We start from the raw sequence: 13,654 nt of genomic DNA on the forward strand, positions 1-13,654 counted from the left end.
CCTGCGGGGCTGACCATCGTGGATCGTCTCCGCAAGCGTCGTGACTTCCTGGCGGCTGCCAGGGCCGAACGGGCCAGCGTCCCGTCCTTTCTTCTGCAGGGCCGGGACCGCCGCGACGAAGCGGAACCCCGGCTCGGCTTCACCGTGACCAAGAAGAACGGCAATGCCGTGGTCCGCAATCGCATGCGCAGGCGTCTGCGCGAGGCGGCACGCCAGGTGCTGCCTGAGGTTGGTCAGGACGGCTTCGATTATGTGCTGGTGGCGCGCAGCCCATGTCTGCACGCGCCGTTCCAGACACTGGTGCGCGATCTCGAGCGCGCCGTGACCCGGCTGCATGCCGCGAAAAAATCCAAAAAATCTTCTGCCCCCGCCGACGGAGGCCGCCCGGCATGACCGATAACAACCGCAATATGTTCATCGCCATCGGCCTGTCGCTGGCGATCCTGCTGGGCTGGCAATATTTCATCGCCATGCCGCAGGAGAAGCAGCGCCAGGCGCAGCTCCAGCAGCAGCAGGCGACGCAGGCGGGCCAGACCCAGACCGCGCCCGGCAGCAATGCCGGCAGCACCCCGCAGCAGCCCGGCGCCGCGCCCAGCGCTCCCGGCGCCGGTGGCGCACCGACCCGCACCGTGACTCGCGCCCAGGCGCTTGAGGCCAGCCCGCGCGTCGCCATCGAGACCCCGGCCCTCAAGGGCTCCATCGCCCTGCGCGGCGGCCGCGCCGACGATCTGCTGCTCGCCAAGTATCGCGAGACCATCGATCCGAAGAGCCCGAACATCGTTCTGCTCTCGCCCTCCGGTGCGCCCGCGCCCTTCTATGCGGAATTCGGCTGGACTTCGGCCCCCGGCGCCAAGGTGGCGCTGCCCGGCGCCGACACGCTGTGGACCGCGCCCGAAGGCGCCAAACTGACCCCGTCCACCCCGCTGACGCTCAGCTGGGACAATGGCCAGGGCCAGATCTTCCGCCGCACCTTCACCGTCGACGACCATTACATGTTCACGGTCAAGGACGAGGTGGAGAACAAGGGCGGCGAAGCCATCACGCTCTATCCGTACGCGCTGGTGTCCCGCCACGGCATGCCGCATACGGAAGGCTTCTACATCCTGCACGAGGGCCTCGTGGGTGTCATGGGCGACCATGGCCTCCAGGAAGTGACCTATTCCAAGATGGACGACGCCAAGCCGGTGACGCACAAGGCGACCGGCGGCTGGCTCGGCATCACCGACAAGTACTGGGCCGCCACCGTCATCCCCGACCAGAAGGTCGAGGTGGACGCGCGCTTCTCCTCCTCCATGCTGGGCCAGACCCGCACCTTCCAGGCCGATTTCCTGGCGGCCGCGAAGACGGTGGAGCCCGGCGCCACCGCTACCACCCAGTCGCGCCTGTTCGCCGGCGCCAAGGAAGTGGCCGTGGTGGACGGCTATGAGACGCAGTACCAGATCGATCGCTTCGATCGCCTGATCGACTGGGGCTGGTTCTATTTCATCACCAAGCCGCTCTTCCTGGTGATCGACTGGATCTACAAGCTGGTCGGCAACTTCGGCATCGCCATCCTGGCCGTGACCGTGCTGCTGAAGGCCATCTTCTTCCCGCTGGCCAACAAGTCCTACGCCTCCATGGCGAAGATGAAGGCCCTGCAGCCCGAAATGGTCGCCATCCGCGAGCGCTACGCCGACGACAAGGTGAAGCAGCAGCAGGCCACCATGGAGCTGTACAAGAAGGAGAAGATCAATCCGGTGGCGGGCTGTCTGCCCATCATCATCCAGATCCCGGTCTTCTTCGCGCTGTACAAGGTTCTGTTCGTCACCATCGAAATGCGGCAGGCGCCGTTCTTCGGCTGGATCCACGACCTCTCCGCGCCCGATCCGACCACGGTGTTCAACCTGTTCGGCCTGATCCCGTGGGATCCGAGCATCGTGCCGGTGCTTGGCCCCTACCTGATGCTCGGCGCCTGGCCGCTGATCATGGGCGTGACCATGTGGGTGCAGATGAAGCTGAACCCGGCCCCGCCGGATCCGACCCAGCAGATGATCTTCAACTACATGCCGATCATCTTCACCTTCATGCTGGCGCACTTCGCCGCCGGTCTGGTGATCTACTGGGCCTGGAACAACACGCTCTCGGTGATCCAGCAGGCCGCGATCATGAAGCGCCATGGCGTGAAGATCGAGCTGTGGGACAATATCCGCAGTGCCTTCCGCAAGAAGGCTCCGGCCAAGGGCTGAGGCCCCGGACAAGATCGAAAGGGCCGCGCACTGCGCGGCCCTTTTCTTTTGAGCCCTGCCACCTGAGCCCTGCTACCCCTGCTTGTGCGGGCGGGATTTTTCTTTTGCTTCCGCCCGCGCTTGCGCGCGCGGGCGCGGCGGACCATAAGCGGGCCATGACCGACACGCCCGTGCCCGCCGCCGACGAACCCGACGCCGTTGATCCCTTCCTGGAGACGGGGCGGCTGATGTTCGCCGCCGAATGGCAGTTCGTCACCGCCGCGCCCACCACCGAATTCCTGCCCCCCATGCAGGGGGTGGAAGTGGCGCTGGTGGGCCGCTCCAACGTGGGCAAGTCGAGCCTCGTGAATGCCCTGACGGGCCGCACCCATCTCGCCCGAACCTCGGTGACGCCGGGGCGCACGCAGGAACTGATCTTCTTCCGCGCCCAGCCCGAGTTCATGCTGGTGGACATGCCCGGCTACGGCTTCGCCAAGGCGCCGAAGGACAAGGTGGATGCCTGGGTGCGGACCATCCGCGCCTATCTGCGCGGGCGGGTCAATCTGGCGCGCGTGTTCGTGCTGATCGACGGCCGCCACGGCATCAAGGCGGTGGACGAGGAGATCCTCGACCTGCTGGACAAGGCGGCGGTGTCCTACGCCATCGTGCTGACCAAGTCCGATCAGGTGAAGACCACGGAATTCGCCGCCCGTCTCAAGGAGACGCAGGAGAAGATCAGGCGCCGTCCGGCCGCCTATCCGGAGATCTTCCCCACCTCCAGCGAGACCGGCAAGGGGCTGCCGGAACTGCGCGCCGCCATCGCCCGCCTGCTGGCGGAGCGGGGCTGAGGCTTTTGGGCGCCCGCCCGCTGGAGTGTTTCCGTGTTGCGCTGAAACACGGAAACGCGCGATGCCTCGTGGAGATATTGCCGGGGTTGGCGTGAGAACGGGTGGGGGATGTCGGCAGGTGGAGGCATCAGGACCATTGGCAGGGGAACGCCGGACTCCCGGCAGTTCGTCGCGGATGTCGAGCGCGCCATGGCGCTCACGCCCGTGCTCAACCGCCTGACCTATGCCGATGCGGACAAGGTCCGCGCCCTGTTCGAGGACATCACTGCCAGCAAGGTTGGCGAACACTTCCGGCTCATTCCGCCCTTCTACACAGACTGCGGCAAGAATATCCACGTCGGTGCGCGGGTCTTCATCAATCAGAACTGCACCTTCTATTCTCTCGCTGACATCCGCATCGGGGATGATGTGATGATCGGCCCCAACGTGAGCCTGCTCACGTCCGGGCATCCCGTCGCCCCATCCCAGCGGCGGGCGCGCCTTGAGGGGCGGCCGATCACGCTGGAGAACGGCGTCTGGATCGCGGCCGGCGCGATTATCATCGGTGGCGTGACGGTGGGGGAGAATGCGGTGGTGGCCGCCGGCTCGGTGGTGACGCACGACGTTCCCGCCAACACCCTCGTGGCCGGAAACCCGGCGCGGATCGTGCGTTCGATCGAAGGCGAATAGGGCGAGGCCAGGATGACGGCTGGCTGTCTGGCCGGTGTTAGGCGGGACCGATGGTCCCGGTCCGGCTCCATAACTCTGAAAAGAGAGGCTTGCCGGCGCGGATTGTCAGGCAATCACAGCTGGATGCGCCCGGGCGCTGGTCCGGCGGCCTGCAACGCCGCTTCTTACACGGGGAGGCGTGCCGGAGCGTAGGATGTCGGCGCGAGCAAAAAGGACATAAACGCGCATCGCGGCGGCGGGAGACGGCGCGGAATTGAGGAATGCCAGCCGGCGCCGTCCTCGCCCCCACCCGGGGCCGGCGCCTCGCGGCTTCATGTGATCCGCCACCGGGCGAATCCCGCGCTTTATTGACCCTCGCCACCGGGGGCATGAGCCCCATGGCGTCAGCGACGCTTCTTCTCTTCCTGCATGAGCGCCTCCGTAGCGGCGATGGCGCCTTCCAGATCGGCGACCTTGCGGAGCGCGCCGTCGGTGGGAAGGGCATTCGCGTGGGCGGCGGTGATCAGAAGGTCGCGCTGCGCGGTCTTCAGACGTTCGAGGAGGCCCTTGAGGTCTGCCTCTGCAACATGAGCCATATGAAACTGTACTCCCAAAAACGCAGAGACGGACGCCGCCGGTCAGGCTGCGTCCGTCCCCTTGGTCAAAAGCGAAGGCCGATCAGTCGGCGACTTCGATACCGCGAGCCTCGGGACCCTTGGGGCCCTGGCCAACCTGCACCACCACGCGCTGACCTTCAGCGAGGTCGGCGAGGCCGGAGCGGGACACGACGGTCACGTGGACGAACACGTCCTTGCCGCCGCCTTCAACCGCGATGAAGCCGAAGCCCTTCTCGGGGTTGTACCACTTCACGGTGCCGACGCGCTCTTCGGTCGGGCCGGAAGCCGCGCGGGGAGCGCCGCCACCCATGCGGGGGGCGCCGCCGCCGAAGCCGCCCGGACCACCGGGGGCGCGACGGGGCGGGGCGGCTTCGGCGGTCGAGGTGTCAACCTCGAGCACTTCAGTCACCTGGCGACCCTTCTGGCCCTGGCCGACGCGGACGCTGAGCTTGGAGCCGGGCGGGACGCTGTCCTGGCCGGCCTGCTCAAGCGCGCGAGCGTGGAGGAACACATCGCCCGAACCATCCGCGAGCTCGACGAAGCCGAAGCCCTTCTCGGGATTGAACCACTTGACGGTGGCGTCAATGGGCGGACCCGACGGAACAGGCGCGCTGAAGGAGCTGCTGGGCGAGGAGAAAGCACGCTCTCCACCGCCGAACGCGCGGTCACGCGACGGCGGGGCATAATCGTCATCAAAGCCACGACGGCGCGGCTCTCGGAAGTCTCGGTTACGGCTCATGTGTATTTCCGTTGAGGTCAGGTCGCCAACTTTGGCTAAGGCCATCCACCATTTGCTGAACTTGTTGTCGCTTGTACTGATACCGTCTTGGAATGACCTGTTAGTCCCCCTCGACACGCTCAAGCCAGCTATCCGCTTCTCGCCTCGCAGCCTAAATGGACACGGCCGGATTTTCCGCGCGCTCCATGCAAAAACGCGCATCCCACCGGCATGAAGAGATGCTAACACACATTCCTGCCGATTTGGTACATCAATGTTTATCAGATGTGATCGATCCGGCCTCAGGAATTACGCTTTGTTTTTGCACGGGAACCCAGCGCGGGACGCAAGTTGAGCCAGGGGCGATGAACGCCTGTTCAGGGCCCGGATCCCGTGGCCAAAATGGATTGCTTGCATAACATGGCGGACGCGCGCGGAGGGTGCGGCATGACGCAGATGGAAGGGCCGGGCGCCACGGTTTCGCCGGAGCATCCGGAGGGCATTCCTCGGCGTCACCATGGCGCAGCGCCCGCCCATGCCGGCGTGGCCATCGCCGCCCCCCGTTTCGAGGCCGCGCTGGACATGCTGGAGCGTCGCCGCTCCCTGCCTTTGCGCTCGCTGGTGGAGCCGGGGCCCATGGATGACGAACTCCACCGCATGCTCGCCATCGCCGCCCGCGTGCCCGATCACGGCCGGCTGGTGCCGTGGCGCTTCATCGTGGTGGCCGGCGAGGCCCGCGCCGCGGCGGGCGCGCGTATGGATGCGCTCTACAAACGGCAGAATCCGGACCTGCCGGAGAGCAAGGCCGACATGTGGCGGCTCTACATGCTGCGCGCGCCGGTGACGGTGGTGCTGGTCAGCCGGCCGGATGCCGCCGCCAAGGTGCCGGTGTTCAACCAGATTCTCTCGGCGGGTGCCGCCGGCATGGCGCTGGTGAGCGCGGCGAGCGCGCTGGGCTATGGGGCGCAGTGGCTGCTGAAATGGCCGGGGCGCGATCCCGAGGCCGCAGCCCTGCTGGGGGTCGGCGCGGGCGAGCAGGTGGCGGGCTTCATCCATCTGGGCAGCCCGGCCGAGCAGCCGGCGGATCGCCCGCGGCCGGCGGCCGACGCGGTGGTCACTGTGTGGCAGCCGGCGGCAGGCTGACCCGCCGCCGGGCATGGGAGCGCAACAGCGCGAGAGCGGTTCCGTGCTCCGGGAAAGCCCGAACCGCTCCGGACCTGTCGGCGTATCGCGAGCCCTGTCGCAGAACCACGCGCCCCGCCAAGGGAGCTGCGCGGGCGACGGACCTCACTCGAACGAGGCGGAGGTCTTGTCGCTCTGGCGGTTGTAGCGGATGGTGATCTTGGAGACCGAGCACAGGTCGATGCCGTACCAGATCGCGCTGGAGTCATCGTCCGAATAGACGACCTTCAGGTCCCACTTGCAGGTGCGGACGGAGCGATGGAACTTGATCGTCCAGGCATCGCCATTCTCAAGCACGTCCTTGCCCAGAACGTCCTCTTCCCAGTCGTCGGTCTTGGTGGGCGATACGAACACCTTGTCGATGTCGTAGCCGGTCTTGTTGACCAGCGTGAAGTCCTGCTTGCCTTCCTGGGCGGCGGCCGGCGCGGCAAAACCCACCAGGGCCAGAACGGCCATGGCGATCGCAAAGAACTGCCCCTTCATCGTATGTCCCCCTTAGCATTCTACCTCCCGGTAGACGAGGCACGCTTACGTGGCAGCCGACATCCCGTCAATCGGGATGGTCGCAAGTTTCAGTAATACACCTGAGCGGCTGCGCGCATCAGTAATGCGCGTTGGTCTCCGCCACGATGGCCTTCTTCACGTAGAGCAGGCTCACATAGGCCGCGAGCAGGCCGAACAGCGCCATCAGCGCATATTCACCGATGTTGCCGAGCCCGAACAGGCCGGCGATGGCCCAGCCGGCGGCGATGGCGACGGTGATCGCCTGGCAAGCCACGAGAATCGTCGCGCTCACCACGCTCACCAGACCCCGCGCACTGAGACCTTCTCGCGCCGATTTCGCGCCCGCCATGCTCTTCTCCTGCGCGGCATGCCCGCTGGGCGCCGCATAACTTGTATTGCGTGCACACTTCCCCGGCCGGCTGCTTCCAGCGGAGGACAACGTGCTCTATGAGGCCGGGACACTGCTCTGCAACGCCGCGCGGGTCAAGCGCGTGACGGCAGAAGGTCCGCCGGAGGAGCCCCGCCCATGAGCCATGAAAGCCTGCACACCGCCCGCGGCATCGTCGCCGCCCCCCATGCCCTCGCGGTCGAGGCGGGCCGGCAGGTGCTGGCGGAAGGCGGCAATGCCATCGAGGCGGCGCTGGCCACCGCCGCCGCCATCGCGGTGGTCTATCCGCACATGAACCATATGGGCGGCGACGGCTTCTGGCTGATCCGCGAACCCAATGGCCGCGTGCGCTATATCGAGGCCTGCGGCTTCGCCGGCGCCAAGGCCACGGTGCGCTTCTACAATGACGCCGGCTACGACCAGATTCCCGAGCGCGGCCCGCTCGCCGCCCTCACGGTGCCCGGTCTCGTGGGCGGCTGGGGGCTCGCGTTCGAGGCGGCGCAGGCGGCGGGCGGTCGCCTGCCTTTGTCGCGCCTGCTGGAAAGCGCGGTTCATCATGCCCGCGCGGGCGTGCCGGTCACGGCGTCACAGCATCGCCTGACGCAGGAAAAGCTCGCCGAGCTGAAGGACGCCCCCGGCTTCGCCGATACCTTCCTCGTGGATGGCAAGGCGCCCGAGACCGGCCATGTGCAGAAGGCCGAAAAGCTGGCGGACACGCTGGAGCATCTCGGCCGGGCCGGCACGCAGGATTATTATCGCGGCGACATCGCCCATGAACTGGCCTCCGATCTGGAGCGCATCGGCAGCCCGGTCACGCGGGCGGATCTGGAAGCCTACAAGGCCGTGCTGCGCGAGCCGCTCGCCGTGGATCTCTCCGTGGGCCGCGTGTTCAACGCGCCCCCGCCCACGCAAGGCCTCGCCTCGCTGCTCATCCTCGGCCTCTATGACCGGCTGAAGGTCGCCCGCGCGGAGAGCTTCGAATATGTGCACGGCCTCGTGGAGGCCACCAAGCGCGCCTTCCTGGTGCGCAACGCCGTGGTGCGGGATTTCGAGCGGCTGGAGCACGATCCCGCGAGCTTCCTCACCAAGGCGGCGCTGGATGCGGACGCGGCGAAGATCGACATGGGCCGGGCGCTGCCCTGGCCGCAGCCGGCCAAGCGCGGCGATACCATCTGGCTCGGCGCGGCGGACGCCAACGGGTATGTGGTCTCCTACATCCAGTCGATCTTCTTCGAGTTCGGCTCCGGCTGCGTGCTGCCGCGCACCGGCGTGCTGATGCAGAACCGGGGCGCCTCCTTCAGCCTCGATCCGCGCGCCGTGAACCCGCTGGAGCCCGGCCGCCGGCCGTTCCATACGCTGAACCCCGCGCTGGCCGTGCTGAAGGATGGACGCGTGATGGCCTATGGCACCATGGGCGGGGAGGGGCAGCCGCAGACGCAGGCCATGGTCTTCTCCCGCCACGTGCTGCACGGCGTGCCGCTGGGCGAGGCCATCGAGCGGCCGCGCTGGCTGCTGGGCCGCACCTGGGGCTCCACCCACACCAACCTGCGCATGGAAGCCCGGTTCGACGAGGACATCGTCCGCCGTCTGGCCTCCGTGGGGCATGATGTGGAAGTGATCCCCGAACCCTTCTCCGACACCATGGGCCATGCGGGCGCGGTGATCTTCACGCCCAAGCGCGATCTGGAAGGCGCCCACGATCCGCGCGCCGATGGCGGCGCGGGCGGCATCTGATCACAGGCGCCGGGGGGCACGACATCAACGGCGGGGGGATGGCGAAGGGGCGGGCATCAGCCTCGCCCCGCAGCGGTGGAGGCACCTCGCATGTTCGGTTTCCTGAAGCGCCGGTCCGAGTCATCCATCCCGCCGGACCCGGAGGCGTGGCAGCGACGCTGGCACGCGATCCTCGACGGCTATGACCATCCCGAGGATGACGAAAAGGGCGTGCCCGATCCGCTGCCGGACATGATGGAAGACTTCCGCCTGCAGTTCGCCTTCTGGCATTCCGGATGGGCGGATGGGGCGGCGGCCCGCAAGCAGGCCTTCGCCATTCTGCCGCGCGGCGACGACATGCTGGCGCGGGTGGAGATCGTCCTCGCGACCCCGCCGCAGGCCATCGGGCCGGAGGAAGCGCAGGCGCTGCTGCGACCGGCGCTCGCGCACACCCGTGCGCTCGGCCTCGATGCACCGGACCCGGAGGGGCCGATCCGTGTGCTGGTGCCGGAGCTGGTGGCGCTCCAGGAGGCCTTCGGCAGCGCCGATACGCCCTTCATCGACCTGCGCGACCGCATGCCGGATCTGGCGCGGGCGGCGGAAGGGGAGGTCGGAGAGGCGGCCTATTTCTTCCTGTCCGAGCCGCTCTACCGGCTCGCTACCGCCTATGACGTCTCGGCCTGGGTGCTGTGGCCGCTGTGCGCGCCGCCGGATGCCGCCGATCCCACCGAGGCGGGCTACCGGCTCTGGCAGGGTGGCTGGTCGGCGGGCTGGGATGGCGAGGGGCTGTTCCTCTATGATCGCCGGGCGGAATTGCGGCTGGTCTGAGCGGGCCGGGATCAAAGCCGGCCGGCAGGAAGCCCCTTCTCGGCCAGCAGATCCACGCCGCTGTCGTTTGCGATCATCGCCTCGATCGCGCCGGTGTCGAACCGCGAGCGGCGGAACCGGCCGCGCACCTTGTCCAGCGTGCTGAGGGTGAAGCCCGCCGCCTCCAGCTCGCGGAGGAAGGCGTGCGGATCCTGTCCGTGCTGAAGGTAGCGGCAGGGCGCGAATTCGATGATCAGGGCAAGGCGCTGCGCCGCCGCGACCGTCTCGCGCATGCCCTGCCAGGCGGCGTATTCGTAACCCTCGATGTCCATCTTGATGATGGTCGGCACGACGGGGTGGCCCCGCTCCCGTTCGATGTCCCCCAATGCCCGGTCGAGCGGCAGGATCTGGACCGTTTCCGCATGGGCCTCATCCTGCGCGCCGCCCCCGGGGCCGGCTCCCTGTGTCAGGGATGCGGAACCGGACTGGGAGGGCAGGAGGTTCAGCGTGCCCACCCCATCCGCGGCGCCGATGGCCACGGCACGGCAGTGGCAGATGGGATCGAAGCCGTTGGCGTGGATGCTGTCGGCGAGATAGGGGATGAGGGCCTTCTGGGGCTCGAAGGCCGCCACGAGGCCGGACGGCTTGACCAGTTCGCTGGCGAGGATCGTGTAATAGCCGACATTGGCACCGATATCGACGAAGACATCGCCGGGCTTCAGGGTGGCGGCCAGATAGAAGGTGATGTGCGGTTCCCAGCACCCCGTCATGACGATGGCGAGGCCGTTGCCGATGTCATCGGCGGGCAGGAAGATGCCATTGCCCGTCCAGAGCCGCGACAGCAGCCGGTTCCCGCCCAGATGGATGCCGATGGGCGTATAGCGGGAGAGGCTGGCGGCATGGCGCCGGAAGCGTTCGGCGCGTGAGGACCGCCCGCGAAAAAGTCTTGTCCACCACTGCATGTCGCCCGGTCCCCACCGTGGTGGCTTGTCTGGTGTATGTCCGGCCTTGATTGCTTCGCAATCCAAACGACAAGACAGTCTCTATCAATGAGTTTCTGCGTTTCCACGAAACACGGACACGCTCTAGCGTGCGCATGCGGTCCATTGAAAGCAAAAAGGCCGCGCGGAGCGCGGCCTTTTGCAGTTTTCTGGTGCTGTACTTCCATCGAAGCAGCACTGAGCCGGACAGCCAGGGCAGCGGATGCCGCCAAGTCTGGCGTTACGCCCGCTTCATGCCGCCAGAACCGGCGACAGACGGCTCACGCCGCTTCTTCGGCTTCCAGATCGGTTTCCGCATCGGCGTCCGCCTCGTCGGCATCCTCGGCTTCGGCTTCCGCCTTGGCGGCGCCGCGCTTGGGACCCTTCTGCAGGTTCGACTCGATGAGCTTCACGGACTCGGTTTCCGTGATGTTCTGAACGGCGGACAGCTCACGGGCCATGCGGTCGAGCGCAGCCTCATAGAGCTGACGCTCGGAATAGGACTGCTCGGGCTGGGCGTCGGAACGATAGAGGTCGCGGACCACTTCCGAGATGGCGATGAGATCGCCGGAATTGATCTTGGCTTCATATTCCTGCGCGCGACGGCTCCACATGGTGCGCTTTACGCGGGCGCGGCCCTTGAGAGTTTCCAGCGCCTTCGCGACCACCGGGCCATCGGCAAGCTTGCGCATGCCAACGGTGGCGATCTTCGGCACCGGGACGCGGAGCGTCATCTTGTCTTTCTCAAAGGAGATCACGAACAGCTCGAGCTTGAAACCTGCGACTTCCTGTTCTTCAATAGCAGTGATCCGACCCACACCGTGCGAAGGGTACACAATGTGCTCTCCCGTCTTGAAGCCAAGACGGGCCTGCGTGCTGCTCTTCTTTGTCGACATGCTCTGAACCGCTCCTGATCCGCCCCGGAGGCCGGATCGAAATGGCACGCGTAGCCCGTCTTCCGGCAAGACCGGCCTGCGCGTACCTTGTGCTGACGACCTGGGTTGCGGGCGATCACCGGCAACCCGCTGTGGCAGTCGAAATCAACAATCAATCCTTCGCGCCAAGCCGTACCCCGCGGCTGGACACGCTTACTCTCGCCCCTATGTTCCCGAGAATGCGCAGATGAAGTGAGCGCGGGATGGTTGACTGAGACGCAATCGACTGTATCCCATTGTATATCACAAAAATCACATGAATCAAAGCGCCGCTCTTTTCCGCACGCGCCCGCTTGCCGCAAGGCACGCATGCAATTCTGGGTAGCTGTGCCCCTCTTTGGAGGTGTCATATAAACATTTCTTTATATCCTTATTGATGCCTCGCGCCGGCCGTGCTACGTCGCCGGCCATGGGCAGTGTGCACGGGGTCGGACCCGGTGCGCCTGCCGACCAACGGCCCGAACAGGGAGAGCCGACATGACCGATTATGTGGTGAAGGACATCAATCTCGCCGACTGGGGCCGCAAGGAACTGGACATCGCCGAGACCGAAATGCCGGGCCTCATGGCCACGCGCGCCGAATACGGCCCGTCGCAGCCCCTGAAGGGCGCCCGCATCGCCGGCTCCCTGCACATGACCATCCAGACCGGCGTTCTCATCGAGACGCTGAAGGCGCTGGGCGCGGACGTCCGCTGGGCCTCGTGCAACATCTATTCGACCCAGGACCATGCCGCCGCCGCCATCGCCGCTGCCGGCACCCCCGTCTTCGCCATCAAGGGCGAGACGCTGGAAGAGTACTGGGACTACACCCACCGCATCTTCGAGTGGGCCGACGGCGGCGTGCCGAACATGATCCTGGATGACGGCGGCGATGCCACCCTGCTCATCCACCTCGGCCTGCGCGCGGAGAATGGCGACACCGCCTTCCTCGACGGCGCCACCAACGAGGAAGAGTCCGTCCTCTTCGCCGCCATCAAGCAGCGCCTCGCTTCCAAGCCCGGCTGGTACACGCAGATCGCCAAGTCGGTGCGCGGCGTGACCGAAGAGACCACCACGGGCGTGCATCGTCTGTACGAGATGCAGAAGAAGGGCACGCTCCTGTGGCCCGCCATCAACGTCAACGACAGCGTCACCAAGTCGAAGTTCGACAATCTGTACGGCTGCCGTGAGAGCCTGGTGGACGGCATCCGCCGCGGCACCGACGTGATGATGGCCGGCAAGGTGGCCATGGTCGCGGGCTTCGGTGACGTGGGCAAGGGCTCGGCCGCTTCGCTGCGCAACGCCGGCTGCCGCGTGATGGTGTCCGAGATCGACCCCATCTGCGCCCTGCAGGCCGCCATGGAAGGCTATGAAGTCACCACCATGGAAGATGCCGCGCCGCGCGCCGACATCTTCGTGACCACCACCGGCAACGTGGACGTGATCACGGTTGATCACATGCGGGCCATGAAGGACCGCGCCATCGTCTGCAACATCGGTCATTTCGACAGCGAGATTCAGGTCGCCGGCCTGAAGAACTTCAAGTGGTCGAACGTGAAGCCGCAGGTGGACGAGATCGAGTTCCCCACCGGCAACCGCATCATCCTGCTGTCCGAAGGCCGCCTGGTGAACCTGGGCAACGCCACCGGCCACCCGAGCTTCGTGATGTCCGCGTCCTTCACCAACCAGACGCTCGGCCAGATCGAGCTGTGGACCAAGCCGGGTGTGTACGACAAGAAGGTCTACACCCTGCCCAAGACGCTGGACGAGAAGGTTGCCATGCTCCATCTCGAGAAGATCGGCGTGAAGCTCACCAAGCTGAGCGACAAGCAGTCGGCCTATATCGGCGTGGCGCAGGAAGGCCCGTTCAAGCCCGAGACCTACCGCTACTGATCAGCGCCATCCGGCCGGTCCCGCAAGGGGCCGGACGGCATGCCGCGACAGAATGTGCCGATCCGCCCCCGCCGGGCGGGTCGGCATTTTGCTTTTGTGGCCCCCGTTGTCCGAGCGGCAGGCGCGACATACCTCCGTAACGGAGGAGGTGGGCCTTCCGCACTGCATTGTCAGTTGGCCCGAACGGGGCTAGGTGTGGGGACTGCGGCCGCGTGACGGCTGCATGGCGCGGGGGGCG

At 66.5% G+C, this 13,654-nt stretch carries 14 protein-coding genes; 8 read left to right on the top strand and 6 right to left on the bottom strand.

The features are described from left to right. Window positions 1-18 precede the first annotated feature (18 nt). The 4 genes from rnpA (at window position 19) to IEW24_RS21740 (ending at window position 3,721) form a co-directional block, all read left to right on the top strand. Window positions 19-393 (top strand): ribonuclease P protein component, encoded by a 375-nt coding sequence (gene rnpA / locus IEW24_RS21725; RefSeq protein ID WP_188582566.1) that lies wholly within the window; start codon window positions 19-21, stop codon window positions 391-393. Beyond that, a complete protein-coding gene (gene yidC, locus IEW24_RS21730) occupies window positions 390-2,225 on the top strand; it encodes a membrane protein insertase YidC (RefSeq protein ID WP_188582568.1) in 1,836 nt (611 codons plus the stop codon). Before rnpA ends, yidC begins: the two co-directional genes overlap by 4 nt. Window positions 2,226-2,380: 155 nt before the next feature. Then, on the top strand, window positions 2,381-3,052 hold the full coding sequence (gene yihA / locus IEW24_RS21735) for a ribosome biogenesis GTP-binding protein YihA/YsxC (protein WP_188582570.1): 672 nt from the start codon (window positions 2,381-2,383) through the stop codon (window positions 3,050-3,052). A 189-nt stretch (window positions 3,053-3,241) separates the two neighbouring features. Continuing rightward, window positions 3,242-3,721 (top strand): DapH/DapD/GlmU-related protein, encoded by a 480-nt coding sequence (locus IEW24_RS21740; RefSeq protein ID WP_244644591.1) that lies wholly within the window; start codon window positions 3,242-3,244, stop codon window positions 3,719-3,721. Between the two features lie 383 nt (window positions 3,722-4,104). Here the strand turns inward: IEW24_RS21740 and IEW24_RS21745 are convergent, their stop codons facing one another. Both IEW24_RS21745 and IEW24_RS29015 read right to left on the bottom strand, forming a co-directional pair. Beyond that, window positions 4,105-4,296: a hypothetical protein gene (locus IEW24_RS21745; RefSeq protein WP_188582574.1), complete on the bottom strand. Its 192-nt coding sequence runs from the start codon at window positions 4,294-4,296 to the stop codon at window positions 4,105-4,107. An 82-nt stretch (window positions 4,297-4,378) separates the two neighbouring features. Continuing rightward, window positions 4,379-5,056 carry a cold-shock protein gene (locus tag IEW24_RS29015; protein WP_188582575.1) on the bottom strand — a complete coding sequence of 226 codons (678 nt, stop codon included), beginning with the start codon at window positions 5,054-5,056 and terminating at the stop codon, window positions 4,379-4,381. 426 nt (window positions 5,057-5,482) lie between these two features. On the opposite strand from IEW24_RS29015, the gene IEW24_RS21755 reads away from it, so the two are divergent. Beyond that, complete coding sequence (locus IEW24_RS21755; RefSeq protein ID WP_244644592.1) at window positions 5,483-6,178, top strand: nitroreductase family protein; 696 nt, start codon at window positions 5,483-5,485, stop codon at window positions 6,176-6,178. A 144-nt stretch (window positions 6,179-6,322) separates the two neighbouring features. Here IEW24_RS21755 and IEW24_RS21760 read toward each other — a convergent pair whose 3' ends face one another. Both IEW24_RS21760 and IEW24_RS21765 read right to left on the bottom strand, forming a co-directional pair. After that, window positions 6,323-6,700, bottom strand: a complete 378-nt coding sequence (locus tag IEW24_RS21760; protein ID WP_188582577.1) for an argininosuccinate lyase — start codon at window positions 6,698-6,700, stop codon at window positions 6,323-6,325. A gap of 118 nt (window positions 6,701-6,818) precedes the next feature. Next, complete coding sequence (locus tag IEW24_RS21765) at window positions 6,819-7,070, bottom strand: hypothetical protein (RefSeq protein WP_188582579.1); 252 nt, start codon at window positions 7,068-7,070, stop codon at window positions 6,819-6,821. 177 nt (window positions 7,071-7,247) lie between these two features. On the opposite strand from IEW24_RS21765, the gene IEW24_RS21770 reads away from it, so the two are divergent. Both IEW24_RS21770 and IEW24_RS21775 read left to right on the top strand, forming a co-directional pair. Next, a complete protein-coding gene (locus tag IEW24_RS21770; RefSeq protein ID WP_188582581.1) occupies window positions 7,248-8,843 on the top strand; it encodes a gamma-glutamyltransferase family protein in 1,596 nt (531 codons plus the stop codon). A 90-nt stretch (window positions 8,844-8,933) separates the two neighbouring features. Beyond that, a complete protein-coding gene (locus tag IEW24_RS21775; RefSeq protein WP_188582583.1) occupies window positions 8,934-9,650 on the top strand; it encodes a hypothetical protein in 717 nt (238 codons plus the stop codon). A gap of 11 nt (window positions 9,651-9,661) precedes the next feature. Here the strand turns inward: IEW24_RS21775 and IEW24_RS21780 are convergent, their stop codons facing one another. After that, complete coding sequence (locus IEW24_RS21780; RefSeq protein ID WP_188582585.1) at window positions 9,662-10,591, bottom strand: FkbM family methyltransferase; 930 nt, start codon at window positions 10,589-10,591, stop codon at window positions 9,662-9,664. Between the two features lie 299 nt (window positions 10,592-10,890). Next, complete coding sequence (locus IEW24_RS21785) at window positions 10,891-11,505, bottom strand: CarD family transcriptional regulator (RefSeq protein WP_188582587.1); 615 nt, start codon at window positions 11,503-11,505, stop codon at window positions 10,891-10,893. Window positions 11,506-12,021: 516 nt separating this feature from the next. Here IEW24_RS21785 and ahcY point away from each other — a divergent pair. Then, a complete protein-coding gene (gene ahcY / locus IEW24_RS21790) occupies window positions 12,022-13,416 on the top strand; it encodes an adenosylhomocysteinase (RefSeq protein ID WP_188582589.1) in 1,395 nt (464 codons plus the stop codon). The last annotated feature ends 238 nt before the right edge of the window (window positions 13,417-13,654 follow it).

This window comes from Azorhizobium oxalatiphilum (assembly GCF_014635325.1).
Lineage (GTDB): Bacteria > Pseudomonadota > Alphaproteobacteria > Rhizobiales > Xanthobacteraceae > Azorhizobium > Azorhizobium oxalatiphilum.

What these genes read in the sequence shown, in the direction of transcription:
- IEW24_RS21780 (WP_188582585.1), bottom strand. Translation starts at nt 10,591, where the DNA reads ATGCAGTGGTGGACAAGACTTTTTCGCGGGCGGTCCTCACGCGCCGAA.
- IEW24_RS21770 (WP_188582581.1), top strand. Translation starts at nt 7,248, where the DNA reads ATGAGCCATGAAAGCCTGCACACCGCCCGCGGCATCGTCGCCGCCCCC.
- yidC (WP_188582568.1), top strand. Translation starts at nt 390, where the DNA reads ATGACCGATAACAACCGCAATATGTTCATCGCCATCGGCCTGTCGCTG.
- ahcY (WP_188582589.1), top strand. Translation starts at nt 12,022, where the DNA reads ATGACCGATTATGTGGTGAAGGACATCAATCTCGCCGACTGGGGCCGC.
- IEW24_RS21745 (WP_188582574.1), bottom strand. Translation starts at nt 4,296, where the DNA reads ATGGCTCATGTTGCAGAGGCAGACCTCAAGGGCCTCCTCGAACGTCTG.
- IEW24_RS21755 (WP_244644592.1), top strand. Translation starts at nt 5,483, where the DNA reads ATGACGCAGATGGAAGGGCCGGGCGCCACGGTTTCGCCGGAGCATCCG.
- IEW24_RS21785 (WP_188582587.1), bottom strand. Translation starts at nt 11,505, where the DNA reads ATGTCGACAAAGAAGAGCAGCACGCAGGCCCGTCTTGGCTTCAAGACG.
- IEW24_RS21765 (WP_188582579.1), bottom strand. Translation starts at nt 7,070, where the DNA reads ATGGCGGGCGCGAAATCGGCGCGAGAAGGTCTCAGTGCGCGGGGTCTG.
- IEW24_RS21740 (WP_244644591.1), top strand. Translation starts at nt 3,242, where the DNA reads ATGGCGCTCACGCCCGTGCTCAACCGCCTGACCTATGCCGATGCGGAC.
- IEW24_RS29015 (WP_188582575.1), bottom strand. Translation starts at nt 5,056, where the DNA reads ATGAGCCGTAACCGAGACTTCCGAGAGCCGCGCCGTCGTGGCTTTGAT.
- IEW24_RS21760 (WP_188582577.1), bottom strand. Translation starts at nt 6,700, where the DNA reads ATGAAGGGGCAGTTCTTTGCGATCGCCATGGCCGTTCTGGCCCTGGTG.
- yihA (WP_188582570.1), top strand. Translation starts at nt 2,381, where the DNA reads ATGACCGACACGCCCGTGCCCGCCGCCGACGAACCCGACGCCGTTGAT.
- IEW24_RS21775 (WP_188582583.1), top strand. Translation starts at nt 8,934, where the DNA reads ATGTTCGGTTTCCTGAAGCGCCGGTCCGAGTCATCCATCCCGCCGGAC.